Annotated in this window: 14 protein-coding genes; 7 read left to right on the top strand and 7 right to left on the bottom strand. The window is 73.2% G+C overall.

Translation table 11 applies throughout. The features are described 5' to 3' along the window. Nucleotides 1–120 precede the first annotated feature (120 nt). Nucleotides 121–2,910 (top strand): glycoside hydrolase family 3 C-terminal domain-containing protein, encoded by a 2,790-nt coding sequence (locus J7F03_RS41115; protein ID WP_251072236.1) that lies wholly within the window; start codon nt 121–123, stop codon nt 2,908–2,910. A 76-nt stretch (nt 2,911–2,986) separates the two neighbouring features. Continuing rightward, nucleotides 2,987–4,021 (top strand): LacI family DNA-binding transcriptional regulator, encoded by a 1,035-nt coding sequence (locus J7F03_RS21170; RefSeq protein WP_214951699.1) that lies wholly within the window; start codon nt 2,987–2,989, stop codon nt 4,019–4,021. Nucleotides 4,022–4,206: 185 nt separating this feature from the next. Here J7F03_RS21170 and J7F03_RS21175 read toward each other — a convergent pair whose 3' ends face one another. After that, complete coding sequence (locus J7F03_RS21175) at nt 4,207–5,523, bottom strand: ROK family transcriptional regulator (protein ID WP_214951701.1); 1,317 nt, start codon at nt 5,521–5,523, stop codon at nt 4,207–4,209. Between the two features lie 196 nt (nt 5,524–5,719). Here J7F03_RS21175 and J7F03_RS21180 point away from each other — a divergent pair, with 196 nt between their 5' ends. The 5 genes from J7F03_RS21180 (at nt 5,720) to J7F03_RS21200 (ending at nt 11,525) form a co-directional block, all read left to right on the top strand. Next, nucleotides 5,720–7,039, top strand: a complete 1,320-nt coding sequence (locus J7F03_RS21180) for an ABC transporter substrate-binding protein (protein ID WP_214951703.1) — start codon at nt 5,720–5,722, stop codon at nt 7,037–7,039. Nucleotides 7,040–7,049: 10 nt separating this feature from the next. Further along, nucleotides 7,050–8,054: a carbohydrate ABC transporter permease gene (locus J7F03_RS21185; protein ID WP_214951705.1), complete on the top strand. Its 1,005-nt coding sequence runs from the start codon at nt 7,050–7,052 to the stop codon at nt 8,052–8,054. Between the two features lie 106 nt (nt 8,055–8,160). Continuing rightward, nucleotides 8,161–9,000, top strand: coding sequence for a carbohydrate ABC transporter permease (locus J7F03_RS21190; RefSeq protein WP_374104375.1), 840 nt, complete (start codon nt 8,161–8,163; stop codon nt 8,998–9,000). Beyond that, a complete protein-coding gene (locus J7F03_RS21195; protein WP_214951709.1) occupies nt 8,997–10,415 on the top strand; it encodes a GH1 family beta-glucosidase in 1,419 nt (472 codons plus the stop codon). Before J7F03_RS21190 ends, J7F03_RS21195 begins: the two co-directional genes overlap by 4 nt. 192 nt (nt 10,416–10,607) lie before the next feature. Continuing rightward, nucleotides 10,608–11,525 (top strand): NADP-dependent oxidoreductase, encoded by a 918-nt coding sequence (locus J7F03_RS21200; protein ID WP_214951896.1) that lies wholly within the window; start codon nt 10,608–10,610, stop codon nt 11,523–11,525. A gap of 131 nt (nt 11,526–11,656) precedes the next feature. On the opposite strand, the gene J7F03_RS21205 is transcribed toward J7F03_RS21200, so the two are convergent. From J7F03_RS21205 to J7F03_RS21240, 6 genes are all read right to left on the bottom strand, one after another. Next, the gene (locus J7F03_RS21205) at nt 11,657–13,390 is read right to left on the bottom strand and encodes a discoidin domain-containing protein (protein WP_214951711.1); all 1,734 of its coding nucleotides are present in this window, start codon (nt 13,388–13,390) and stop codon (nt 11,657–11,659) included. An 80-nt stretch (nt 13,391–13,470) separates the two neighbouring features. Then, nucleotides 13,471–14,544 carry a DUF1996 domain-containing protein gene (locus J7F03_RS21210; RefSeq protein ID WP_214951714.1) on the bottom strand — a complete coding sequence of 358 codons (1,074 nt, stop codon included), beginning with the start codon at nt 14,542–14,544 and terminating at the stop codon, nt 13,471–13,473. Nucleotides 14,545–14,681: 137 nt separating this feature from the next. Then, nucleotides 14,682–16,847: a discoidin domain-containing protein gene (locus tag J7F03_RS21215; protein WP_214951716.1), complete on the bottom strand. Its 2,166-nt coding sequence runs from the start codon at nt 16,845–16,847 to the stop codon at nt 14,682–14,684. A 1,227-nt stretch (nt 16,848–18,074) separates the two neighbouring features. Next, complete coding sequence (locus J7F03_RS41120) at nt 18,075–21,851, bottom strand: poly(A) polymerase (RefSeq protein ID WP_251072237.1); 3,777 nt, start codon at nt 21,849–21,851, stop codon at nt 18,075–18,077. Next, entirely contained in the window at nt 21,851–23,740 is a 1,890-nt protein-coding gene (locus J7F03_RS21235; RefSeq protein ID WP_214951718.1) for an RNA ligase family protein, read from the bottom strand. The genes J7F03_RS41120 and J7F03_RS21235 overlap by 1 nt, the downstream gene beginning before the upstream one ends. Nucleotides 23,741–23,833: 93 nt before the next feature. Continuing rightward, nucleotides 23,834–24,502: an NAD(P)-dependent oxidoreductase gene (locus tag J7F03_RS21240; RefSeq protein WP_214951720.1), complete on the bottom strand. Its 669-nt coding sequence runs from the start codon at nt 24,500–24,502 to the stop codon at nt 23,834–23,836. Between the last annotated feature and the right edge of the window lie 635 nt (nt 24,503–25,137).

Here is a 25,137-nt window from a genome sequence, read left to right on the forward strand (position 1 = left end):
TCGACGGGGCGGCTCCGGCGCCTGTCCGCGCACGGCCGTTGACAGTCCGTCCGGTGCGCCGGGATCATGCGGGAGAGCGCTCTCCCGGCGATCCGGATGGCTGGTGTGCGAGGGGTGGACATGCACGATGACGTGGAACAACTGGTGGACAAGCTGGATCCCGGGCAGCGGGTGCGGCTGCTGACCGGGGCCGACATCTGGCGGACCCGCCCCGAACCGGCCATCGGGCTGCGGGAGATGGTCTTCTCGGACGGTCCGGCCGGGGTACGCGGGCCCGGCTGGGAGGAGAGTTCCACCTCGGCCCTGCTCCCCTCGCCCACCGCGCTGGGAGCACTCTGGGACGAGGACCGGGTCCGCCGGCTCGGTGAACTGTTCGGCGACGAGGCCCGCCGCAAAGGCGTCCACGTCCTCCTCGCACCCACCCTCAACCTGCACCGCAGCCCGCTCGCCGGGCGCCACTTCGAGTGCTTCTCCGAAGACCCGCTCCTCGCGGGCCGTACGGGAGCGGCCTTCATCCGCGGCGTCCAGTCGCGGGGAGTGGCCGCGACGGCGAAGCACTACGTCGCCAACGACTCCGAGACGCAACGGCTGACCCTCGACGTACGGCTCGACGAGCGCGTGCTGCGCGAGCTGTACCTCGCGCCCTTCGAGGCCGCCGTCCGGGCCGGGGTGTGGCTCGTCATGTCGGCGTACAACAAGGTCAACGGCACCACGATGAGCGAGAGTTCCCTGCTCGCCGACCCGCTGAAGGGGGAGTGGGGCTTCGACGGAGTGGTCGTCTCCGACTGGGGCGGGGTCCGTTCCACCGTGGCCTCGGCCGTCGCCGCGCAGGACCTGGCGATGCCCGGCCCCCACGGCCTGTGGGGCGAGCCGCTGGTGGAGGCCCTGGCGAGCGGCCGCGTCCCGGCCGAGGCGGTGGAGGACAAGACCCGCAGACTCCTCCGCCTCGCGGACCGCGTAGGCGCCCTCGGCCCCCGTGACCCGGACCGAGTGGGCACGGCCCACACCCCTGCGGGGGCGGGCACGGCCCACACCCCTGCCGGGGCGGGCTCAACCCGTACCCCTGACGAGGCGGGTGAGGCCTGCACCCCGGACCGGGGGGTTCAGGCCCGAACCCTGGAGCCGGCCCAGGCCTCAGCCCGGGCCTCGACCTCGACTCCAGTCCTGGCCTCTGCCTCGACCTCGGCCCCGGTCGAGGGGCCGGCCTCTGCCCTGCATCGGAGGGTGCGCGAGGCGGCAGCCTCCCGTCCGTTGGCGCCGGGCGGTGCCGATGGCGATGGCGATGGCTCCGCCCTCCGCGGGGGGTTGCGCGAGGCGGCTGCCTCCGGTTCCTCCGCGAAGGGCGGTGCCGATGGCCATGACGAGACTTCCGCCTTGCGCCGGGAGCTGCGCGAAGCAGCCGCCGCGAGCTTCGTGTTGCTGGAGAACCGGGGAGCGCTGCCCCTGGAGCCCGGTGCGCTCAATCGCCTCGCCGTGATCGGGGCACACGCCGACACCCCCCGCGTACAAGGCGGTGGCAGCTCCGAGGTCTTCCCGCAGGGCGTGGTCAGCCCGCTCGACGGGCTGCGCGACGCGCTGCCGCCCCACGTCCGGATCGGGTACGAGCCCGGCCCCGCGCCCGAGGGCGGCGCCGGGCAGGAGCCGCTCGGTGCGCGGTACGCCCGCGACCCGGAGGGCGGGGCACCCGGCGTGCGCCTGCGCGTGCTCGACGCCGCCGACGTGGTGCTGTACTCCGCGCACCAGCCTTCCGGGCGCGTCCTGGAACCCGAACTGCCGCCCGGCGCCCACACCATCGAGCTCGACGCCCTGCTCCACCCCGACGCGACCGGACCCTGGACCCTCGGGCTCGGCGGCTTCGGCGCCCTGCGCCTCTCCGCAGGCACAACGGCCCTGATCGACGGCGAGTTCCCACCCGAGACCGACGATCCGGCCGTCATCCACGTCCGCCCGCCCCAGCACACCGCCCGGATCCCGCTCACCGCCGGCCGCCCGGTCCGCGTGGTCGCCCGGCGCGAACTCGCCCCCGGCACCGGCCGGGCCACCGTCCTCACCGCCGCCCCGCCCGTGCCCAACCCCGCCGACGCGCTCGCCGCCGCCGTCGCCGCCGCCGGCGGGGCCGACGCCGCCGTCGTGGTCGTCGGCACCACGGAAGGCGGCGAGTCCGAGGGCTTCGACCGGGAGTCGCTCCGACTGCCCGCGCCACAGGATGAGTTGGTGGCGGCGGTCGCCCGCGCGAACCCCCCTACGATCGTCGTCGTCAACTCCGGCGGCCCCGTCGAACTGCCCTGGCGCGACGCTGCCGACGCCGTCCTCCTCACCTGGTTCCCCGGCCAGGAGGCCGGGCACGCCCTCGCCGACGTGCTGCTCGGCCGCGCCGAGCCCGGCGGACGCCTTCCCACCACCTGGCCCGCCACACTCGCCGATGCCCCCGTGCGCACCACGCACCCCACCGACGGCCGGCTTCCCTACGAGGAGGGCCTGCACATCGGCCACCGCGCCTGGCTGCGACGCCCGGGTGCGGTACGGCCCGCGTACTGGTTCGGCCACGGACTCGGCTACACCACCTGGGAGTTCGAGGAGATCGGTGTGCCCGAGCCGGCACCCGGTGGGGGCTTCGAGGTCCCCGTCACCCTGCACAACACCGGCACCCGGCACGGCCGCGAGGTCGTCCAACTCCACCTGTCCCGGCCCGACTCGGCCGTCGAGCGGCCGGTCCGCTGGCTTGCCGGATGGGCGGCCGCGGAGGCGGAGCCGGGGGAGCGGGTGACGGCGTACGTACGGGTTCCCGCGCGCGCCCTGCAGTCCTGGTCCCCGGAGGCCGCGGGCTGGATCACGGAGCCGGGCCGCTTCGAGGTCCTGGCCGGCCGCAGTGCGGGCGACCTGCCGCTCCGGGCGGCGATCGATGTCTAGGGCGGCTCTTGCGGACCTTGTCGGCCCGGCAGGATCCGAAAGAGATGGCCCGGGCGCGGGCGGCTACAGTGCCGCCATGGACGGATCGAGCACGGGCGCCGGCACCGGGACCGCCCCGACCCTGGAGGACGTGGCGCGCGCCGCCGGGGTGTCCCGGGCCACGGTGTCGCGCGTGGTCAACGGAGTCCGCAATGTGGACCCGGTCATCCAACAGGCGGTCCAGCAGGCCGTCGCCGCGACCGGGTACGTGCCGAACCGGGCCGCCCGCTCCCTGGTGACCCGCCGGTCGGGGGCGGTGGCGCTGGTGGTCTCGGGCGCGGGCGCCGACAGCGACCGGGTGTTCCAGGACCCCTTCTTCGGGCGGGTGGTGAGCGGGGTCGTACGGGCGCTGCGCCCGCGCGGGGTGCACCCGGTGCTGATGTTCGCCGACGGGCAGGAGGACCGCGCGCAGGTGCTCGCTTACCTCTCCCAGGGCGGTGCGGACGGCGCGCTGCTCGTCACCACCGACGGCCGCGACCCGTTGCCCGGGATGCTCGCGGCCGCCGCCCTGCCCGCGGTGCTCTTCGCGCGGCCGACGCCCCCGGTCGGGCTGGACTGGGTCGATCTGCGCCACCGCGAGGGCGGGGCGCTGGCGGCGCGGCACCTGCTGGCCCGTGGCTGCGTGCGGCTGGCGGCGATCGGCGGACCGGCGGACGTGCCGGCGAGCCGGGAGCGGGTGGCGGGCTTCCGGGAGGCGCTGGCGGGCGCCGCGGTGCGGGTGGCCGAGGCGGACTTCACGCTGGACGGCGGCGAGCACGCGATGCGCGTGCTGCTGGCCGAACAGTCGGACTTGGACGGGGTGTTCGCGGCGAACGACCTGATGGCGCAGGGGGCCTGCCTGGTGCTGCGCGAGCACGGGCTGCGCGTTCCGGACGACGTCGCGGTGGTCGGCTTCGACGACTCCGGCGCGGCGGGGGCGGCCCGCCCCCGGCTGACGACGGTCCGCCAGCCGGTGGAGGACATGGCGGCGGAAATGGTCCGCCTCCTCCTGGACCGCGTGGCGGGCACGTCGGCCGCGGCCCCGGCCGCGGTGCTCTTCGATCCGGAACTCGTGGTCCGCGACTCGGCCTGAGCCACGCCGACCCCGGTCCGCCTGCTCGACCCCGCCCGGCCGCCTCGAGGAGGCGGGGCCGCTCGACGCCGGCCGGCGGCCTCGAGGAGGCGGGGCCGCTCGACGCCGGCCGGCGGCCCCGCCCTCGTCCCACCGCCCGGCCCTGCCCAGCGACCCCTGCCCCGTCCGGCCGCCCCGCCCGGCGGCTACCCCCGCCGGGCAGCCGCCGACTCGCCTCGGACCTCCAGGGCCGTCTGCCAGCCCGGGGCTTCCGTCGGGGGTTCCGGCGGGGTGCGGCGGCCGCCCCTGGCGAAGAAGGCCGCCAGGGGGAGGGTGGCCGCGCCGACCGTGACCGCGTCCGGGCCCAGCGAGCCCATGTCGATGGTGACCCGGGCGGCCGGGTGGCGCAGCGAGTAGCGCGTGGCGTGCTCCCGTACCGCCGGAAGGATGTGCGGGCCCAGCATCAGGCCCGCCCAGCCGCCGATGAGGATCCGCTCCGGGTGGAACAGGTTGATGACGTCCGACAGGCCCGCGCCCAGGTACTCGGCCGTCTCGTCGAGGACGTCGAGGGCGACCTTGTCGCCGCCGCCCGCCGCCGCCAGCAGCGCTGCCAGGGCGTCCTCCTCGTCCCCCGCGACCGCCTCCCCGCCGCCACCGAGCTCCGCCCAGCGCGCCAGCAGCGACTCGGCCCCGGTGTAGGCCTCCAGGCAGCCCAGCGCCCCGCACCGGCAGCGCCGGCCCCGGACCTGGACCGTCAGGTGGCCCCACTCCAGCGGGGCGCCCTCGGTGGCACCGCCGTCCGGGGAGCCGTCGGTGATCAGGCTCGCGCCGACACCGGAGCCGAAGAGCACGACCACCGCGTCCCGCGCGCCGCGCCCGGCGCCGAACCACATCTCCGCCTGGCCGAGCGTGCGCGCCCCGTTGTCGATGATGTACGGGACCTCGTGCGGCACGGCTCCCGTCTCGCGCAGCAGCGCCTCCAGCGGGACGGCGTCCCAGCCGATGGTCTGCCCGTGGACCACTGTTCCGCCCGGCGCGTCGCGGTCCACGATGCCGGGTACGCCGATCCCGACCCCGAGGAGCCGGTCCGTGCCGACCCCCGCCTCGGCGAGCACGGTGGCGATCCCGGTCCGTACGTGGTCGACGATCGGGCCGACGTCGTAGCAGCCGCGCGGCTGCAACGGCAGTTCGGTGCGCGCCAGTTCGGTGAGGGTGAGGTCGAACAGCTCCACCCTGACACGGGTTTCGCCGACGTCGATGCCGATCATGTGCGCGCTGCCCGGAGCGATCCGCAGCAGCGTACGGGGGCGGCCGCCGTCGGAATCGACGATGCCGGCCTCCTCCAGGAGCCCGTCCGCGACGAGTTCGCCGACCACGTTGCTGACGGATCCGGAGCTCAGGCCGGTGGCGGGGCCGAGCTCCTGCCGGCTCATCGGCCCGCCGAAGTACAACCGCTGCAGTACTGCGCTGCGGTTGCCCCTTCGCAGGTCCCGCACCGTACGTCCACTGCGCCCCGTGGTCATGTGGCTCCTTCCGCCCTGACATCGATCGCAACATACCCTTGCGCGACCCCTTGACGCGACCCTTTCGCGAGGCTTAACTCACGTCCTAAATTAAGGCCTGGATCAAACGGAGCGGCCAAGTACCCGGTTGGGGCCGGTTATTCGCGCCATCTCGCAGGTCTTTCTTCCCCACCTTGCCGAAAGGGACCGAGCCGCCATGCGCAGAACCCGAGCCGCCGCCGTCACCGCCGTCACCGTGTCCATGCTCGCAGCCGCGACCGCCTGCGGGGGCGGATCCGCGGACAGCGAGGGCGGATCGAACACCGCCCCCAAGGAGCTCACCTACTGGGCGTCCAACCAGGGCCCCGACATCGCGGCGGACCAGGCGACCCTCGGCCCGGAGCTGAAGAAGTTCGAGGAGCGGACCGGCATCAAGGTCAAGCTCGAAGTGGTCCCGTGGTCGGACCTGCTCAACCGCATCCTCGCCGCCACCGCGTCCGGGCAGGGGCCGGACGTCCTCAACATCGGCAACACCTGGTCCTCCTCCCTCCAGGCCACCGGGGCCCTGCTGCCCTGGGACGCCAAGAACTTCGAAGCCATCGGCGGCAGGGACCGCTTCGTCGACTCGGCCATCGGCTCGGCGGGCGCCGTCGGCAAGGACCCGGCGGCGGTCCCGCTGTACTCGATGTCGTACGCGCTCTACTACAACAAGAAGATGTTCCAGGAGGCGGGCATCGAGAAGCCCCCGGCCACCTGGGACGAGATGGTCACCATCGGCCAGAAGCTGTCCAAGGACGGCAAGTGGGCGCTCGGCGCCGAGGGTTCGAACCTTTCCAACAACATCCACCAGGCCTTCGTCTTCTCCCAGCAGCACGGCGCGAGCTTCTTCGACGCCTCCGGCAAGCCCACTTTCGACACCCCCGCCAACGTCGAGGCCGTCAAGCAGTACGTCGACCTGATGGCCAAGGACAAGATCATCGCGCCGGGCAACGCGGAGTACGACAAGAACCAGTCCCTCCAGGACTTCGCCAACGGCAAGACCGCCATGGTCCTTTGGCAGAGCGCGGCCAGCAGCTTCAAGACCCAGGGGATGAAGGAGGGCGACTGGGGCGTCGCCCCCGTCCCGGTGCCGGCCGGAGGCACCCCCGGCACCGGCAAGAACGTCAACTCCATGGTCGCCGGCATCAACCTGGCCGTCTTCGAGAACACCGACAACATCGACGGCGCCCTGAAGTTCGTGAAGTTCATGACCAGCGACGACGAGCAGAAGCTGCTCAACAAGACCTACGGGTCCATCCCGCCGGTCAAGGCCGCCCAGGGCGACCCCGCCTTCGCCGACGCCGACCTCACCGTGCTGCGCAACACCCTCTCGACCAGCGCCGCCCCGCTCCCGCAGGTCCCCGAGGAGTCGCAGTTCGAGACAGCCGTCGGCACCGCCGTCAAGGAGCTCTTCGCCGAAGCCGCGGCCGGCCGCCCGGTGACCGCCGAGTCGGTCAAGGCGCGGCTCACCAAGGCCCAGCAGCAGATGCAGAAGTGAGCACCGGTTCATGCCCGTAGCACCCGTAGCACCCGTAGCGGAACGACCGGCCGCCACGGCGGGGAAGGTCCGGCGCACGCCCGCACGCGTGCGCCGCCCCGGCCGCGCGCGCCGCACCGCCCTTCCGTACCTCCTGCTCCTGCCCGCCCTGCTCCTCGAACTGCTCATCCACCTGATCCCGATGGTCATGGGCATCACGATGAGCTTCCGGCAGCTGACCCAGTTCTTCATCCGGAACTGGTCCAGCGCCCCCTGGTCGGGCTTCGACAACTACGAACTCGCCGTCGACATCGACAAGCCCGTCGGCGAGGCTCTCCTCAACTCCTTCTTCACGACGGTCCTGTTCACCCTCCTCTCGGTCGGATTGTGCTGGTTCCTCGGCACCGCCGCCGCCGTCTTCATGCAGGAGACCTTCCGGGGCCGCGGCATCCTGCGGGCGCTGTTCCTGATCCCCTACGCGCTCCCGGTCTACGCGGCCGTCATCACCTGGGCGTTCATGTTCCAGCGGGACAACGGCCTGGTGAACCACGTCATCCACGAACAGTTGGGCATCGGCGGCGCCGAGCACACCTTCTGGCTCCTGGGCGACAACAGTTTCTGGGCGCTGCTCGTCATCTCCGTATGGAAGGGCTGGCCGTTCGCGTTCCTCATCGTGATGGCCGCCCTCCAGAACATCCCGAAGGACCTCTACGAGGCGGCCGCGCTGGACGGGGCCGGGGTCTGGCAGCAGATCCGCCGGATCACCCTGCCCTCGGTCGGCGCCGTCAACCAAGTGCTGGTCCTGGTGCTGTTCCTGTGGACATTCAACGACTTCGGCACGCCCTTCGTGCTGTTCGGCAAGGCCGCACCCGAGGCGGCCGACCTCGTCTCCATCCACATCTACCAATCCAGTTTCGTGACATGGAACTTCGGCACCGGCTCGGCCATGTCCGTCCTCCTGCTGCTGTTCCTGCTGCTGGTCACCGCCGTCTACCTGTTCCTCACGACGCGGGGACGGAGGGAATCCGATGCCTGACCACGGCCGCCGCGCGCAGACCGGTGGTACGCAGACCCGTACGCGTACGCAGTCCCGTACGCAGTCCCGTACGCGGACCCGTACGGGGGCCCGTACGAGATCGCCCCTGGATCCGCCGGTGTCCTTCAAGGTGATCCGGGCGCTCTTCCTCATCGTCCTCGCCGTCTTCGTCCTCGTGCCCGTCTACGTGATGGTCACCAGCTCGCTCAAACCCCTCAAGGACGTGGCCGGCCAGTTCCGCTGGATCCCCAGCGGGCTCACCATCCGCCCCTACATCGACATCTGGCACACCATCCCGCTCGCCAAGTACTTCGTGAACTCGCTCATCGTGGCGGGCGCGGCCACCGCCTGCTCGGTCGTGATCGCCGTCTTCGCGGCGTACGCGGTCAGCCGCTACCGCTTCCGCGGCAAGCGCCTGTTCACCGTCACGGTGCTCTCCACACAGATGTTCCCCGGGATCCTCTTCCTCCTCCCGCTGTTCCTGATCTTCGTGAACATCGGGAACACCACCGGGATCGCCCTGTACGGATCCCGGGGCGGACTGATCCTCACCTATCTCACCTTCTCCCTCCCCTTCTCCATCTGGATGCTCATCGGGTACTTCGACTCGGTACCCCGCGACCTCGACGAGGCCGCCACCGTGGACGGCTGCGGCCCGCTCGGCGCGCTCTTCCGCGTCGTGATCCCGGCCGCCGTGCCGGGCATCGTCGCCGTCGCCGTCTACGCCTTCATGACCGCCTGGGGCGAGGTCCTCTTCGCCTCCGTCATGACGAACGACGCCACCCGCACCCTGGCCATCGGACTGCAGGGCTACTCCACGCAGAACGACGTCTACTGGAACCAGATCATGGCCGCCTCGCTCGTCGTCAGCATCCCCGTCGTCGCCGGATTCCTGCTGCTCCAGCGGTACTTGGTGGCCGGACTCACGGCAGGAGCCGTCAAATGACCCTTTCGGAAACCCGTTTCGACGCGGGCCGCCTCGACACCGCCCGCACCACCCACGCCGCCTTCGACCCCGCCGCCATCGATCTCGCCGCCCTCCCGCGCGACTTCGTCTGGGGCACCGCCACCTCCGCCTACCAGATCGAGGGCGCGGTCGCCGAGGACGGCCGTGCCCCCTCCATCTGGGACACCTTCACCCGTACCCCCGGCGCCATCGCCGGCGGCCACAACGGCGACACCGCCTGCGACCACTACCACCGGTGGCAGGGCGACATCGACCTGATGCGCCGGCTCGGCACCAACGCCTACCGGCTCTCCGTGGCCTGGCCGCGCGTGCTGCCCGGCGGCGACGGCCCCGCCAACGACAAGGGCCTCGACTTCTACGACCGGCTGATCGACGGACTCCTCGCCGCCGGCATCGAGCCCTCCGTCACCCTCTACCACTGGGACCTGCCCCAGGCGCTCCAGGACCGGGGCGGGTGGCCCGAGCGGGCCACCGCCGAGCACTTCGCCTCGTACGCCGGCCTCGTCGCCGGGCGCCTCGGCGACCGCGTCACCCAGTGGGCCACGCTCAACGAACCGCTGTGCTCCGCCTGGATCGGCCACCTCGAAGGCAAGATGGCCCCCGGTGTCAGCGATCTCACGGCCGCCGTCCGCGCCTCCTACCACCTGCTGCTGGGGCACGGACTCGCGACCCAGGCCATCCGCGCCGCAGCACCCGGCGCGCAGATCGGCATCGTCAACAACCTCTCCACCGTCGCGCCCGCCGGTGACGGCGACGCCGACCACGCCGCCGCCCGGCGGATGGACGGCCACGTCAACCGCTGGTGGCTCGACCCCGTCCACGGCCGCGGCTTCCCCGCCGACATGCGCGAGGTCTACGGCGTGGACCTGCCCGAACGCCCCGGCGACCTCGACACCATCGCCGCCCCGCTCGACTGGATCGGCCTCAACTACTACTTCCCGCAGATCGTCACCGCCGACCCGCACGGTCCCGCCCCCTACGCCCGGATGATCGACCTGCCCGGAGTCCCGCGCACCGGAATGGACTGGGAGGTCGACGCCGACGGCCTGGAAACCCTGATCATGCGCCTCACCGAGGAGTACGGGGCCCGGCGCATCCTCATCACCGAGAACGGCTCCTCGTACCCCGACACCGTGGCCCCCGACGGCAGCGTCCACGACCCCGAGCGCACCGCGTACCTCACGGCCCACCTGGCCGCCTGCGCCCGCGCGGCCCGCCGCGGCGCCCCGCTGGCCGGCTACTACGCCTGGTCCCTGCTGGACAACTTCGAATGGGCCTACGGCTACGACAAGCGCTTCGGCCTGGTCCACGTGGACTACGACACGCAGCGCCGCACGGTCAAGACCAGCGGCCGGCACTACGCGGACGTGATCGCCGCCCACCGGGCCCTGTAACGGGGCAGGGAGGCCGCCACCCGCTTCCTGGAGCCGGTTCCACCGGTCCCCTTTCCCACCCGAACCGTTCCGCCGCGCCGCGCCCGCCCTTCCTCCCCGGGCGGGCGCGGCTCTTCGTGGTGGGATGGGCAAGGGGACATCTGACCGGCTCACGGAGAGGCGAGGCGTATGTCCGAGGACCAAGAGGGCACCATGCGGGCGATGATCTACGAGACCTACGGCGGAGTGGAGGTGCTCTCCGAGACCCGGCTCCCCGTCCCCAAGGTCGGACCCGGCGAGGTCCTCGTGCGGGTGCGGTGCGCCTCCGTCAACCCCGTCGACTGGAAGATCATGGCGGGCGGACTCGACGCGCTCATGCACGTCGTGTACCCCGTCGTGCCCGGCTGGGACGTGGCTGGGACCGTGGAGTACGCCGGCATCGACGCCCCCGAGTTCACGGCGGGAGACGACGTCGTCGCCTACGCCCGCAAGGACTACGTGCACGGCGGCACCTTCGCCGAGTTCGTGACCGTGCCCGTACGGGCCCTCGCGGCCAAGCCCGCCTCCCTGAGCTGGCAGCAGGCCGCGGGACTGCCGCTGGCCGGCCTGACCGCGTACCAGGTGCTCACCCGCCTGGCCACCGGCAAGGACGACACCGTCCTCGTACACGGCGCCGCGGGCGGCGTCGGCACCCTGGGCGTACAGATCGCCCGCGCGCTCGGCGCCCGGGTCATCGGAACCGCCTCCGCGCGCAACCACGACCGGCTGCGCGAGCTCGGCTGCGAACCCGTCGAGTACGGGGACGGGCTCGCCGGCAGGGTCCGGGAGCTGGCGCCCGACGGGGTCACCGTCGTCGCCGACTTCGTCGGCGACGTCCTCGACACCACCCTCGCGGTACTGGCCGAAGGCGGCCGGCACGCCTCCATCGCCGACCACACCGTCCTCGGCGCCGGCGGCCAGTGGATGTGGGTGCGGCCCATCGGCGCTGACCTGGCCGAGCTGGGCCGGCTCGCCGACGCCGGGGCGCTCACCGTCACCGTCGCCGAGACCTTCCCGCTCGCCGAACTGGCGGCCGCCTTCGAGCTCAGCCGCGCCGGACACACCGCCGGGAAGATCGTCCTGGAGGTCTGAGCGCGCCGGGCTGCCCTGGCCCGAGAGAGCGCGCGCCAGGGCATGCTGCGCGCCAGGGCATGCGAAACCGCGCGCCGCCCGGGTCAGGTTCGGGCGGCGCGCGGGGTGTGCGGGGACGTCGGGACCGGGGATCAGGCGTAGACGCCGAAGTGGAACAGGGAGTAGCCGTAACCGGTGCCCCGCTGGGTCATGTCGAGGCGTACGTACCGGCCCGACGCGGAGACGTCGAAGTCGTCGATGCCGCCGTCACCGGACGAAGTGTCGTACGCCGTCCGCCAGTTCCGGCCGTCGTCCGACACCTGGATCGTGTAGGCCTTCCCGTACGCGCTCTCCCACACCAGCTGCGCGTGCTTCAGCTGCCTCACCGACCCCAGATCCACCTGGAGCCACTGCGGATCGGCCCATGTGCTCGCCCAGCGCGTGCTGTTGCTGCCGTCCGTGGCCAGCTGCGGGGTGCACGGGCAGCCGCCCCAGCCGTCGTTCTGGAACGTCGAGGCGGTGGTCGGCCGGTTCAGCGCCACGTTCGTACCCGAGACGGGCGGCGGGACCACCTTCACCGAGCGCTGCTCGACGCCCACGTTGCCCCGGCCGTCCTTCACCTTGACGTAGAGCTTCCACGCCCCGGTCTTGGCCGGAGCAGTGGCCTTGAGCGTGCCGTTGCCCAGGTGCGTGGAGGGTACGGAGACCAGCCCTCCGCCACCGTCCACGTACTTGCTGCCCCAGAGCACCTCGTACGAGAGCTGGTCGCCCTCGGGGTCGGTAGCCGGAGCTTGGATGGTGATCTCCTTGCCGGCCGGGACGGCGCCCGGGTCGGGGACGGAGGGCACGGCGACGGTCGGCGGGAGGTTGTCGCCGGCCGTGTTGCCGCCGTAGGCGCGCTTGACCGCGTAGTACATCTTGCGGCGCTCTCCGGCCGGGGTCAGGTTGAACCAGTGCCCGCCGAAGTCGTACTCGGTGCCGTAGTGGAAGACCGTCGCGCCCAGCGCCACCCCGCGGTGGCCGGTGACGCAGTTCCACGCGTTGGTGTAACCATCCGCCTTCGCCTGGTCGCCGGGCTCCAGCGGAACCCCGTTCGCGTCGTTCGGGACCTCCCACTCGCCCGCCGGACCGGTCTCCGTGATGATGTAGGGCTTGGTGTAACCACCTTGCTCCCATGCCTGCTTGACCCCGCACACCTCCTTGTAGGAGTTGACCGCGTAGAGGTCCAGATCGGGGGAGTTGCGCTTGTAGTACGTCCAGGCACCCACCCACGCGTCGGTGGACGTGACCGGGTGGTTGGCGTCGATGCGGTGCACGGCCTTCGCCACGTCGTTCACGAAAGTCGTGTACGCGTTGCGCTGGTTCTCCAACTCCGTTCCGCTGTAGCAGTTCTGCAGGCCGAGCACCGACTCGTTGCCGACGTTCCACATCAGCACCGCCGGGTGGTCGCGGTAGGCCTCCACCCATGTGGTGAACTCGGTCAGCACGTTGTTCTTGTACGTCGTGTCCGTGACGTAGTTCGTGCAGCCGCCGCTGCCCGGACCGCCGCCGGGCTGCAGCCAGAATCCGGCGACCACCTTGATGCCGTTCGCGGAGGCGGCGTCGAACAGCCGGCGGCTGCTCCCGTCGGTGCCCCACGTGCGGATGGTGTTGGCGCCCAGCGACTTCACGTCGGGGAGCAGGCGCGCGGCGTCGGCGGGGGAGGGTCCCCAGGTGACGCCCTTGACGAGGTACGGGGAACCGTCCACGGTCAGCTGCCAGTTGCCCTGGACACCGGTCACCTTGACCACGCTGCCGGCGGCTTGCGCCGGGCCCGCGGGGACGATGGTGACGACGCCCGCGAGCAGGGCGGCCGCGGTGAGGGTGCTGCGCATGCGGGAGAGCATGCAGGAACCTCCTTGGGAGGGTGTGGGGGTGCGTACGCGGGTGTCCGTACGCGGGTGTGGGGATGCGGTGTGGGGATCCGCTACGGGAGGCGGTAGTCGGGGCCGAGAACGGCGCCCGCGCCGGGGTGGGACTCGTCGTAGCCGCGGGCGTTGCACTGGAGCCCGCCCTTGATGCAGTGCTCGACCATGGCGTTCAGGGTCCGGTCGTCCCACGCGTTGAAGAAGTCGTAGTGGAAGGAGTGGCCGGACCCGCTCGACAGCCTGACCTGCGACATGTCGCCGCTGACCGGGAAGGCCATCTTGAACTCGACCATCGGCACCGCGACCGGGTGGCCGGCGGGACAGACGTTGTCGTTGTTGCCGGGCTTCACCACCGGATAGGCCATGTGCGCCTTGTGGTCCGGGGTGTCCAGGCTCTTTCCGTCCCAGCAACTGGGCGACTGCATACGGATGTTGAGCTGGGTGCCCGCCGGGCAGTCGGTCGGGAACTCCGTGTTCTTGAAGCTGTCACCGCACTCCCAGCCCTCGACCCAGCCCCGGTGGCCGCGGAACTCGGCCGCGGTCTGGGTCGGGCTGCCGACGACGAAGCGCAGCCCCTTGGGGAAGGGGCGCACGCTCGTGTAGTCGGTGACGCCCGTCTTGTAGTAAATGACCTGCGGCCCGGTGGGCAGGACCTTCTGGCTGCCGTTGTAGAGCGTCGGCATCCAGTAGCCGGACAGGTCGCCGACCGCGTTGCAGGCGGTACCACCGCCGCTCAGCGAGGCGGTGGTGCTGAAGGCGTTCGTGGTGGTGTTGCCCATGAAGGTGTGGTCGTGCGAGGCACCCGGCCGGCCCGCGTACACGATCGGGTCGTCGGGGGCGGTCCTGCTGACCGCGCAGTTGGCCTGGAACTCGTGGAAGTAGCGGTCCGGCGGGTTGTTCCAGGACGGGGTCACGCCGGTGACCTGCGGTACCGCCGGGATGTAGCCGTCACCGTCGGGGTCGTCGCCCGAGGCGAGCGCGGCCACGGCGGAGTGGTCCATGCCCAGGTGGACGGCGCCGGAGTCGGGGGTGGCCTGCGCGGTGAGCGCGGTGGCGCCGAGACCGGCGGCCGCGATCACGGCGACGGCCGCCGAAACGAGTAGCGCGGACAGGGCCCGCGGTCGGAGTTTCATGATGCTGCGGCTCCTTTGGTGTGGGTGGCACTCGAGGAGGCCCGAGAGGGCCGGGAGGATGGGAGAGCGCTCTCTCGGATGTCCCGGAAAACGCGGGGCAGCCGGCGGCCGCCCCGCGATCCGGGGGTCAGGGGAGATCAGGGGAAGGAGACGACGGTGGACGGGGTGGTCGACGTACCCGACGTCGGGGCGCCCGTGTTGTTGATGACGTGCTCGTACTGGCCGTTGCCGCCGAGCGAGACGACGAGGAGGTCGTGGAACTTCACGCCGGGCTTCACCGGGACCTGGAAGCCGTGGTCCTGGCGGATCGTCGGGTCGACGTTGTAGTAGCAGTAGCTGCCCAGGCCCCAGCCCTCGTGGGTGTTGACCGAGTCGGCCACCTTGTAGGCCGCGAAGCCCTTGATCGAACCGTTCTGGATGGCGGCCTGGTTGGGGGCGTCGTAGGCCTTCTCGTCCTGGAAGAAGATCGTCCGGCCGCGCTCGCCGTTCCACTCCACGTCGTACTTGTTGAAGTGCTCGACGAACAGGCCGGTGGCCAGTACGTCGTCACCGTTGACGCGGAACCCGTAGTCGGAGCGGTTGGTCTCCCAGCCCACGCCGTCGCCGTGGTCGGCGCGCCAGATCCAGGTGTGGTCGACGATCGTGTCGTGGTTGTTGACCACCATGCCGGCCGTCGCCTTGCCCGCGCCGGCGCCGCCGACCCGGATGAAGACGTCCTGGCCGGTGGTCGGATTCGCCGCGTGGTCCGTGGTGGTGCCGGCCGGGCCGACCTCCAGCAGGGTGGGGGAGTTGACCTGGCCGGCGTCGATCAGGAACCCGGCGAGCTTCACGCCGTCGACGTCGGCGACCTTCATCGCCGTCACCCCGTTGTCGGGGATGAGGGTGGCGAGGCCGAGGCCCAGGACGACGGTGTCGGCGCGGTTGACCTGGACGGTCTGGTCGACGTGGTAGACGCCCGGGGTGAAGAGCAGGTGCAGGCCCTGGGCCAGCGCCTGGTTCATCGTCGCGGCGCTCGTGCCCGGCTTGACGATGTAGAACTGGCTGAGCGGGATCGAGGTGCCCTGCGGGGTGCCGTTGCCCCACGAAGTGCCGCGCGCGTTGACGCGTTTGGCCGGGACGAAGACCTTGTACTCGGAGCCGTCCAGGTACAGGAAGGGCTTCTCCCGGGAGACCGGGGTGGTGTCGAGGGTGGTGTAGCGCGGCTCCGGGAAGGTCTGGGCGGGCGCTCCCACGGTGCCGGAGAAGACCTGGTTCCAGACACTGTTGGACCAGCTGCTGATGGAGCTTTCACGGGTGTACCACTGCTGCTGCGAGTAGTTGCCGACCTGGCCGTCGATCTTCGAGTCGGCGATGTAGCCGCCCGAGGCCCAGCCGAAGCCGTCGGGGGCGAGGTTGAGCCCGCCCTTGACGTGCATCCGGCGGAAGGGAGCCGCCTGCGAGACGGCCCAGCGGTCGGTGCCGCTGACCGGGCTGAGGGCGAGGTTCTCCGCCGAACGCCAGAAGTTCTGCGTGGCGTTGCCGCCGAACCAGCCCGCGTCGACGGTCACGTCGCCGTTGATGGTGGTGTCGTCGGGGTTCAGGCCGAGGCCGGAGATGGAGGTGTAGAAGCCGATCTGGGCGTTGAGGCCGTTGTAGGTACCCGGTTTGAAGAGGAACTGGTAGCGGCCGGACCCGAATTGGGCCGACTCCTGCTGGGCGAAGACCTCGTCCAGCTTGGCCTGGATGTTCGGCGTGGACGGATCGAAGACGATCACATTGGGTCCGAGGTCGCCGCCGCCGGGGAGGGTCGGGCCGGTGCCAGCGGTCCCGTACACCTGGAACTCCCAGAGCGAGTAGCCGTATCCGGTGGTGCGCTGGGTGCCGTAGACGCGGACGTAGCGGGCGGTGCCGGTGATGTCGTGGGTCTGGACGCCGCCGGTGCCGTTGGCCGTCGAATAGGCCGTGGACCAGCTGGTGCCGTTCGTGGACAGCTCGACGCGGTACGCCTTCGCGGCGGCGGTCTCCCAGCGCAGGACGACCTGGCTCAGCTGGGCCGGGGCGCCGAGGTCGACCTGTATCCACTGCGGATCGGCGAACTGGCTCGACCAGCGGGTGCCGTTGTTGCCGTCCACGGCGGCGGAGCCGGGGGTGCCGGCGCCCTCGACCGAGGAGACCGTGACGGACTTGCCTTGCGAGAGGAGCGTGGGCGCCGCGGTGGCGGCGGTGCTCGGGAGGAGCACGAGGAGGGCCGCGACCAGTGCGGCCGCGAGGGTTGCGACGGTCAGCCGCGAGGGGCGTGGCGGGTGGTCGGAGAGCAGGGGCATGCGGGGGGACTCCTGACGTTGTGGATCCGGGGGGATCGAAGCGTGAGTGAACTGCCCGGGGCGGAGGGCGTCAAGGGTTTGAACGTTCATGAATTGAAGATCCAATGACGTGTCAATAAGGCATCAGGCCTGTGAACTTGGGGTTTCTTCAATCCTTGTGAAAAGTGTTGACGAAAAAACTTCGCAGGACTCTACTGAGGGTCTGACCGCTCCGTCTCGCCGTGCCCGCCACGGCGGGGCGGGGCTTGGGTCGGGAGCCTTCGGTGTGTTCGGAGAGTTGGCCATGATGGGTGCTCAGGTGTGGCCGTGCGTTCGTTACTTGTCGGCATGGGATGCGGTGAGGGTGCGTGAGGGCGAGGGGCTGGAGGGTGCCTCGGGGTCCCGGGCCTCGTCCGCACCCCGGGCCCCGGGCCCCGTACCCCGGGCCCCGCACCCCGGGCCCCGGGCTCCGGGCTTCCAAGCTCCGGCCCTGCGCTGCGTCGAGCTTCCGGGCTGTCGGGCCCCTTGGCGCCCCGGGCTGTCCGGGGCGACGGACCCAGGGCGCTGAGTCCCGAGTTCCCAAGCTCTCGCGCTGCGGGTGGCCGGGCCGCGGGGCTCCTGGCCCCGGCAACGCAAGGCCCCTTGGCCGTCGGGATGAGTGCCGCCGTGCCGTCAGGCTCCCGGGCCTCGGTCTCCCTGGCCGAGGGCGGTGAGCGGCGCGTATGCGGTACTGGTCTGCGTGGGCTCGGAGCGCGCCGCGTTCGTCCGGCTGGTGTGCTCGGTGCCTCGGGCCGTGGTCCGTCAGGCTGCCGGGCCGCGGGGCCGCCGGCCCCCAGGCCGCCGAGCTTGGGCTCCGTAGCGCCAGGATCCCGGACACCCCAGCCACGCCGGGCCGTCGGACGCCGAGCTCCCAGGCTCGCGCGTCCCCGAGCTTCCGGCCCTCGGACCATCGGGCCGTCGACCCCGCCGGGTCGGGCGTTGGGCACTGGGCCCCCGGCGACGCTGGGCTCCCGAGCTCCCTGCGGCGCTGGGCTCCCGAGCTCCCGAGCTCCCGGCCCCCGGCTCCCGAGCTCCCAAGCCCGGCTCCCGGGTCCCGGGCCCGAACTCTCAGGCCGTGAGCTCTGCCCGGTCGGCTGTTGGGCTCTGGCTATCCCAGCCGTGGCGGGGTTTCGGTCCCGAGCTTCCCGGCCCCGGGCCGTCGGTGCCCCCGACCTCGGGCCGGGCCGGTGGGTCCCGAGGTGCTGGGTGTCAGGGCAGGTCGGGGACGGTGCCGCAGTCGGCCCAGGTCACCTCTGTGCCGGGGAGCGTCGCCGACCAGGGGGTGGTGAGGGCCGTGAGGGTCTGCGCGTCCGGCGGCGCGGCGCCTAGGCCGATCGCGTAGCGGGCCAGGGTCGCTGTCCGCTCGAACGGGCGGGGCCAGGCGTGCACGTCCTCGAAGCCCGCCTGGGACAACGCGCCGAGCAGGGCCCGGAGGCGGCCGCGCGCGCGTCCGAGATTCTCTTCGAGGTCCGTGGGCCGGGCTCCCGTCACCGTGACCACGGCCCAGGCGGCGTGTCGGCGGTGCAGGGGCGGCGCACCGGCGAGGGCGTGTGTGTCGCCGCCGTCCTCCAGCACTTCCCACGCGCCGTACAGCTCGCGCCCGAGCAAGTCCCGCAGGCCGACACCGACTTGGGCGGTGCAGGTACGAACCGGAGCGGAGGGCGTCAGGACGGTGACGGCCCCGCCGCCACTCGACTCACCGCCGGTCGGCCCGGAGTCCGAGGCGCCCGCGTGCTCCTCGGCCGCTCCGGGAGCGGCGCGATGCCGGGCGGCCGAAGTCGACATGGGGCCGACCTCTGAAGCCGCGGCGATCGCGCCCGAGGAGCCCGGTGCCGGAGCCGCTGGTGCCACCAGCGCGGCGGCGCGGATGCTGGCCGCCGGTGCCGCCGGTGCCGCCGGTGCCGCCGGTGCCGCCGAGTTGGGCCGTCGGGAGTCCGGGTTCGCGGATGGGCCGGTGCCCGCGTCCGAGGGGGCGCCCACTGCGGGGTTCGCGGCCGATCGGGCGGCTGCTGGTGTGGGTTCGGCCGTCGGTGTCGTGCATGGGGCGCGGTGCCTCGCCGAGGCGGCCGCCGGGGTCGTGCCCGGAGAGAGGGCGGCTTGTGTGGACGGCCCGGCCGTCGGTGCTGTGCCTTGCGTGCGGTGGGCGGCCGAGGCGACTGCCGGACTTGCGCACGAAGCGGTGGCGGCACATGCGGATTCGATTGCCGGCGTCGTCCCCCGGGTGCCGTGCGTGGTCGCGGCGACCGTTTGGCTTGCGCCCGACGGGGCGGCGGCTGGCGTGGCTCCGGGCGTCGGCGTCGTGCCCGGGGCGCCGTTGGCGGCCGAGGCCGACCGGCTTGTGCTCGGGGTGACGTCCGTGCCGGGGGCGCCCTGTGGGTCGGCCGTCGCGTGTGCGGCCGGTGCGCTGGTGGTGATCGCGGCCGGTGACGGCGTCAGGGATACCGGGGTGCGCCAGTCCCAGGCGGCCCAGGTGGCGAAGAACTCGCGCAGCAGGGCGCCGGGGGAGAGGTCATCGGCGGTGCGGACCGTGTGGGCCGCAAGGACCGCCCAGGCCAGGCCCGGCAGACCGCCGAAGGGGGCCGAGTCCAGCCCGCGGGACCGGGCCCACGCCTTGGCTTCGCGCGCCAGCCGGGCGAACGCGGCGTGCTCCGGGCACACGAAGGCCCGTACCGCGTCCGCGTCGCTCACCGCGCTCAGTGCCACCGCCGCCGCCTCGCCGAGCTCCGCGCGCCGGGCCACTGCCTGCGGGGGCGGGACCGGCCCGGTGGCGACGACCACCAGGTCGACGTCCAGCCCGGCCACACGCAGCCGTAGGCCCGGCACCCGCGCACCCGTCACCTCCCGGAGCCGTTCCGCCTCCGGGAGGGCGGAGGCCACCCGCGCCCGTACCTCCGCGATGCCAGTGGTTCCGGGCAGGGCCGCCACCAGGTCAAGGTCCGCCTCAGGCAGGGCGCAGCCCATCCGCCGTGAGCCGGCCACGTGTACGACCCCCTCCGGCAGCGCAGCCGCGATCCGCGCCGCGACCGACCCCGCTGGGTCCGTGGCGGCACCGGTGGCCGGCGCGGGCCGCGTCGCGGCGGTGGGTCGGGCGGGCTCCGCCCTGTCCGTGGTGGCAATGGTGGGCCGCTCGGGCCGCGTCGCGGCAGCGGGCCGGGCAGGCTCCGCCCCGTCGGCAACGGGCCGTGCGGGCTCCGCCCCGTCCGTGGCCGCGCCGGCGGATTGGCCGGCCCGGGTCGTGGCGGCCGGCCGGGCGGGCGCGCACTCCGAGGGCTCACCAGCGGGCCAAAGCCGCCGCGCCGGCTCCGGGGGCCAGTGGACCTTGCCCGTGCCGAGTTCCACCGTGGCCCTGACGCGCATCGGGTCGTCGCCGCGGCGCGACAGGACGGCCAGCGAGCCGACGCGGGCCGATCGGCCGGCGCCGAGTCGGGTGGCGAGGTCGCGCTCCGCGCGACGGGGGTCCGGGCTGCGGCCCAGGGTCAGATGCGGGGTGAAGTCCTCCGCCCGGCCCCGGCACCCGGGGAAGCGCAGGGCCAGCGCCCGCCGTAGCTCCTGCCACGGAGTATCGCCGGCCGCCGCCGGGTCCAGCCACAGAGCCGAGTCGAAGCTGTGCACGCCCTCCAGCCGCGCCGTGAACGGCGCCGTCCGCGCGGCCACTTCGGCCAGCAGCGGCAGTGCCTGCTCGAAGGAGGACTCCGGTACGAAGCCGAACAGCAGGTTCACGTGCGCGGGCCAGCGCTGCGCCTGCGGATCGTACTCCCGGCGCACCGCCTCCACCGCCGCGTCGTACGGCGGCATCCACGCCACCGCCGTCCGCGCCGTGGACCGTGCGTCCAGAGCCGCCGCGCGCCCGTCGGCATCCACCGGCCCGAACTCCAGCGCGGCCTCGACCCCGTAGTGGTCGGACACGAACAGACCTTCCGGGGAAGGAGAGTCACCGCGCAGCCCGGCCGCCGTCACCCGAGCCGCCGCCGACCGCAGCAGGATCCGGTCCAGCCGTCCGGCCCGTCCCGACAACGACCCCACCGCGGCGAGCGGATTGACGACCGGATCGAAGGTCGGCGTCTGGTCGGCCGGCCCGTGCACCTCGTTCCACGCGTCCCGCAGGCCCAGCGCGGCCGCCGGCCCCTCGGCTCCCGAGCGGCCGTCGTTGAAGTCGCCGACCAGAGCCACATCGCCCGCCTCGATGCCCGCCAAACCCTCCGCTATCCGGGCCAGTTCGGAATCCCGCCGGTCCGCCCCGCGCTCGGTGTGATCGCTCGTCAGGTGGGTGGCCGCGACCACCAGGGGGCCGCCCGCCGTGTCGACCGTGACCGCGACGACCGCCTTGTGCGGGGCCAGCGCGTGCACGCCCGCCTCCCGCACCGGGAGCCGGCTCAGTACCAGCAGGCCGCTGTCGGCCACCTCCCGCCCACCGGGATCGGCGGCGACGGTGTACCCGGCCCGCACCCACGGCTCGGCGAGCAGCATCCCGAGCAGTCCGCGCTCCACCTCCTGGAGCGCGATCACATCGGCGTCGGCGGCCGCCAGGTCGGCCAGCAGCAGCGGCCTGCGCAGTGCGGTGGCGATGCGCGGGGCGTCGTAGCGGTCCCACAGCGTGTTCCACGTCAACAGCCGCACCCGCGCCGGACCCGTGCCGGGGGATCCGGCCTCGGGCGCCGGCAGCCACGCGCCGCCGCCGGCCGCCGCGTCCCACGCGTACGGTGTCCGCGCGGTGAAGAAGGGCGCCCGCAGCAGTCTCGGGTCGCGGACCCGCCCGGCCGGGGTGTTGTCGATGACGTCGACGCCCGTGGCCCGGTCCCAGACCAGTACGCCGTCCGCCTCCACGAACAGCACCCGGTGCCAGGGGATGTCGCCCCCGGGCACGAACGACGGCAGCGGGACCCGCTTCGGCTCGGCCCCGCGCTGCAGCAGCCCGAAGGTGAAGCGCGCCGGATCGAAACGCGGGTCCCAGCGGACCTGGTGGTAGAGCTCCTCGCTGGTGCGCATCAGCAGTCCCCGCCCGTGGTCGTCCCCGTCGGCGCGGCCGCCGCCGTCGCAGTCGTCGCCGTCGTCGCCCTACCGATCGTGCCCGCCGTGTCCTCGACGGTTCCGCCCGCCCCGATGTACCACGTGCGGTGCGCCTCCCCGGGATACGGCGGTGTGAAGCGGCGCAGCTGCGAGTCCAGCACCCCGGCCGGTACGGGATGCGCGCGCCGGGCATTGCGGCGCAGCAGCTCCGCCTCCCCGACGAGGACCACGGCGTGGGTGACCAGCGCGTCGCGCCGCCGGGCGACCGCTCCGGCCAGCCCGCGCTGCTGCCCGGTCAGGGAGGTGGCGTCCCAGACCACCGTGCCGCCGCGCGGTGCGGCGGCGGCCAGCGCCGAGTCCAGCCGGTCCAGGCCCTCCCGGAGCACGTCCGCGTTGTCCCGCTGGTCCGAACGCGAACCGCGCGCCGTGCGCAAGTCGTCCAGACCGATGTACGCCTCCACGCCGGGCAGCCCCCGGGCGTACGTGCTCTTCCCGCTGCCGGAGGGCCCGCAGAGCTGTACCAGGCGCGGGTAGGACGAGCCGTCCCGCCACCGCCACGTGGCGGCCACCGCCTCCTCCGGGGTCGTCAACTTCCCCTGCCCGTAGCCCTCGCGGGCCTGTGCCCAGCAGCGGTCGGACGCGTCACCGTCGGCTGTCCCGGCGCCGGCGAGGGCCTCGCGCAGCCCGGCCCGCAGCGGCTCCAGCGGAGCGGGCCCGAGCAGCCCCGCCTCATCGGCGTGCAGCGCGGACCATTCGACGTACTCGCGCGCCTCGGCGGCCTCCGTCCCGGAACCGGCCGGAGCCGCCCCCGCCAGCGCGTGCAGCACCCCCAGATCGGCTGCCCCCGCCATCCGGACCAGCCCGGCCCGCCGCTCCGCGTCCGGGTAGGGGAAGGGCCTGCGCAGCGCGGGGTACAGCCCGACCAGGTCCGCGACCCGTCGCGCCGTCGCCATCCCGAGCGGCCCCGCCGCGAGCCGCGCCGCGAGCCGGGCTCGCGGTACGCCGTGGAGCGCGCCCGCGAGTACTCCGGCCAGCCGGACCTCCCCGGATCGGCGCACCTCCAACCCGTCGATGCGGCCGGTGACTTCGGCGACGATCTCCTCGACTCCGCCCGCCGCGAGCCCGATTGCGACCGCCTCAGTGACAGCGTCGGCCGCCGTGCCCGGTTCCGCGACCGCGCCGAACCCCAATGCGTGGAGCAGGCCCGCCGCATCGGGTTCCGCGCCCGACCGTACGTCCCACAGCGCGGCCGAAGGCCCGAGGCCGTTCGGCACCACCCGCTCGTACATCCAGTGCGTGTCCGTCGCGACATGGCCGCCCCGCACCCACTTGGCCACGCACCGACCGAAGTCGGCGCGCGCGAAGCCGGCCGCCGTGCGCACGACGTAGCCCTCCTGGCGCGCCGTGTCGAGCCGCAGTCTGCGCAGCGCGCGCTCGTCGAAGACGCCCCGCCAGAGCACCCGTGGTCCCGGCACGCCGAGTTCGCGCAGGAAGCGCGCCGTCCGGTCCCAGTCCAGGCAGTGGTCGCCGTCCCACACGGAGAACCCGTAGAACCACGAGTCGAGTTGCTCGTAGGCGAGGGAATGCCGGGCGTACACGTTCTCCCCGCAGACCCGCCAACCGGCCGGGATCCCCGCCCCGATGCGGCTCTGCAGACCCTTCACCCAGGCCCGCGAAGGGTGGTGGCCCGAGTCGAGCGAGCGCGCGTGGAGGCCGTCGGCGTACAGGGTGGTGTTCTCCCCGTCGAGCTTCTCGGTGACCACGACCTCCCGACCGGCCAGCCCGTCGAGCCGCGTGGTCCGCACGTCGTCGGAGCTCGCGCCCGGGGACCACGGCAGATGCGGGGTCCGGGGGTAGTGGGTGCGCATGGTCCGCTCCTGCTCGACGACGGTGGTGCCCCGTCACTCTAGGTAGGCGGGACCCGGTCGGACCAGCGAATAATCGAGGAGCGGGAGACCGCGTCAGTAGCCGATCGTGAACCGCATGCCCGCGTGCGCGTCACGCTCGATCTCGTCGACCAGGGCGACGGCGTAATCCTCCGTGGAGATCAGGCTGCGGCCTTCGTCGTCCACGACGAGGTCGTTGAGGCCCAGCCGGTACGTCCCCGTCCGCGCGCCCGGTTCGATGCGCGCGGCCGGGCTGAGGCTGGTCCAGCGGACCTCCTCCACCGGCACGGTCCGCAGGAAGTCGAGGGCGTCCCCGTGAGCGTGCATCACGGCGAGGACCGGCTCCGGGATCCCGGCCTGGTCCCAGACCAGCGGTCCGCCGGGGGTGCGCAGCGAGCCCGCGTCGCCGACGGTGACGACGCGCGGCCGGGGCCCGTCCGCGCCGAGTGCCTGGACGCCGCCGATCAGGGATTTGACCGCGCCGACGAGAGTGCCGGGATCCCCGGGTCCGGGCCCGAACGCGCTCACCACCACGTCGTGCCCGGCCGCCGTCTGGCTCACGGACGCGGGGTCGAGGACGTCGCCGTGTACGACGACCGTGGCGGAGGTGCCGGCGCCGCCGGCGTCCGAGAGGCGTGCGGGGTCACGGAGGACGGCCGTGACCCGGTGGCCGCGCCCGAGTGCTTCGTGCAGCACCCGGGATCCGATGGTGCCCGTCGCGCCGAAGAGAGCGATCTTCGCCATGGCGACTCCTGGAGTTGGAGGCTGGGGGGAACCCGGTCGGGGCCCGCCGGGCCCATCCAAGCGAATCCCGCCTCCCGCGCCCCGCAGCGCCACGCCGTCAGTGACACAGCGCCACGATGGCCGGGTCCACCGTCCCCCGAGCCGCCGCGCACAGCGGTGCCATGTCGTACGTACGGTTCGGCGCGGGCCGGGACCTACGGGCCTTCGCGGCCGGCGCCGGTGCCCGGCCGGGCGCGGGTCCGGCGGCGGGCCGCCCGGGCCCGGCCCGGCGAGGCCGCTCCGGGCGGACCCGCGGCGGGACCGCCTTCGCCCTGCTCCGCTCGCGAACGGCGGGCGCGGCCTCAGCGGCCGCCGCACCAACGCCTGCCTCGGGCAAGGGAGTCGAGGAGTGGGCTCCCGGCAGCGTCCCCAACGGCCGGGCCTCGGCGACCGGTTCCGGCGCGCCCGCCCGTACGCCCGTAGGCCTGCCGGCCCGTGCACCCGGCGGCACGCCCACCCGCACGTCTGCCGGCACATCCGTCGCCATGGCTCCCGGCGGCGTGTCCGACCCCGAACCCGCACCCCGCCCCGGCTCGACCGGCCGTACGGTCACGCACCCGGTCGCCGCCGTCAAGGCCAGCACGGCAACGATCATC

It is taken from the genome of Streptomyces sp. ISL-43, assembly GCF_018614195.1.
GTDB lineage: Bacteria > Actinomycetota > Actinomycetes > Streptomycetales > Streptomycetaceae > Streptomyces.

Coding starts and splice junctions, on each gene's coding strand:
- J7F03_RS21200 (WP_214951896.1), top strand. CDS start 10,608: ATGCGGGCGATGATCTACGAGACCTACGGCGGAGTGGAGGTGCTCTCC.
- J7F03_RS21205 (WP_214951711.1), bottom strand. CDS start 13,390: ATGCTCTCCCGCATGCGCAGCACCCTCACCGCGGCCGCCCTGCTCGCG.
- J7F03_RS41120 (WP_251072237.1), bottom strand. CDS start 21,851: ATGCGCACCAGCGAGGAGCTCTACCACCAGGTCCGCTGGGACCCGCGT.
- J7F03_RS21210 (WP_214951714.1), bottom strand. CDS start 14,544: ATGAAACTCCGACCGCGGGCCCTGTCCGCGCTACTCGTTTCGGCGGCC.
- J7F03_RS21180 (WP_214951703.1), top strand. CDS start 5,720: ATGCGCAGAACCCGAGCCGCCGCCGTCACCGCCGTCACCGTGTCCATG.
- J7F03_RS21195 (WP_214951709.1), top strand. CDS start 8,997: ATGACCCTTTCGGAAACCCGTTTCGACGCGGGCCGCCTCGACACCGCC.
- J7F03_RS21240 (WP_214951720.1), bottom strand. CDS start 24,502: ATGGCGAAGATCGCTCTCTTCGGCGCGACGGGCACCATCGGATCCCGG.
- J7F03_RS21215 (WP_214951716.1), bottom strand. CDS start 16,847: ATGCCCCTGCTCTCCGACCACCCGCCACGCCCCTCGCGGCTGACCGTC.
- J7F03_RS21175 (WP_214951701.1), bottom strand. CDS start 5,523: ATGACCACGGGGCGCAGTGGACGTACGGTGCGGGACCTGCGAAGGGGC.
- J7F03_RS21170 (WP_214951699.1), top strand. CDS start 2,987: ATGGACGGATCGAGCACGGGCGCCGGCACCGGGACCGCCCCGACCCTG.
- J7F03_RS21235 (WP_214951718.1), bottom strand. CDS start 23,740: ATGCGCACCCACTACCCCCGGACCCCGCATCTGCCGTGGTCCCCGGGC.
- J7F03_RS41115 (WP_251072236.1), top strand. CDS start 121: ATGCACGATGACGTGGAACAACTGGTGGACAAGCTGGATCCCGGGCAG.
- J7F03_RS21185 (WP_214951705.1), top strand. CDS start 7,050: ATGCCCGTAGCACCCGTAGCACCCGTAGCGGAACGACCGGCCGCCACG.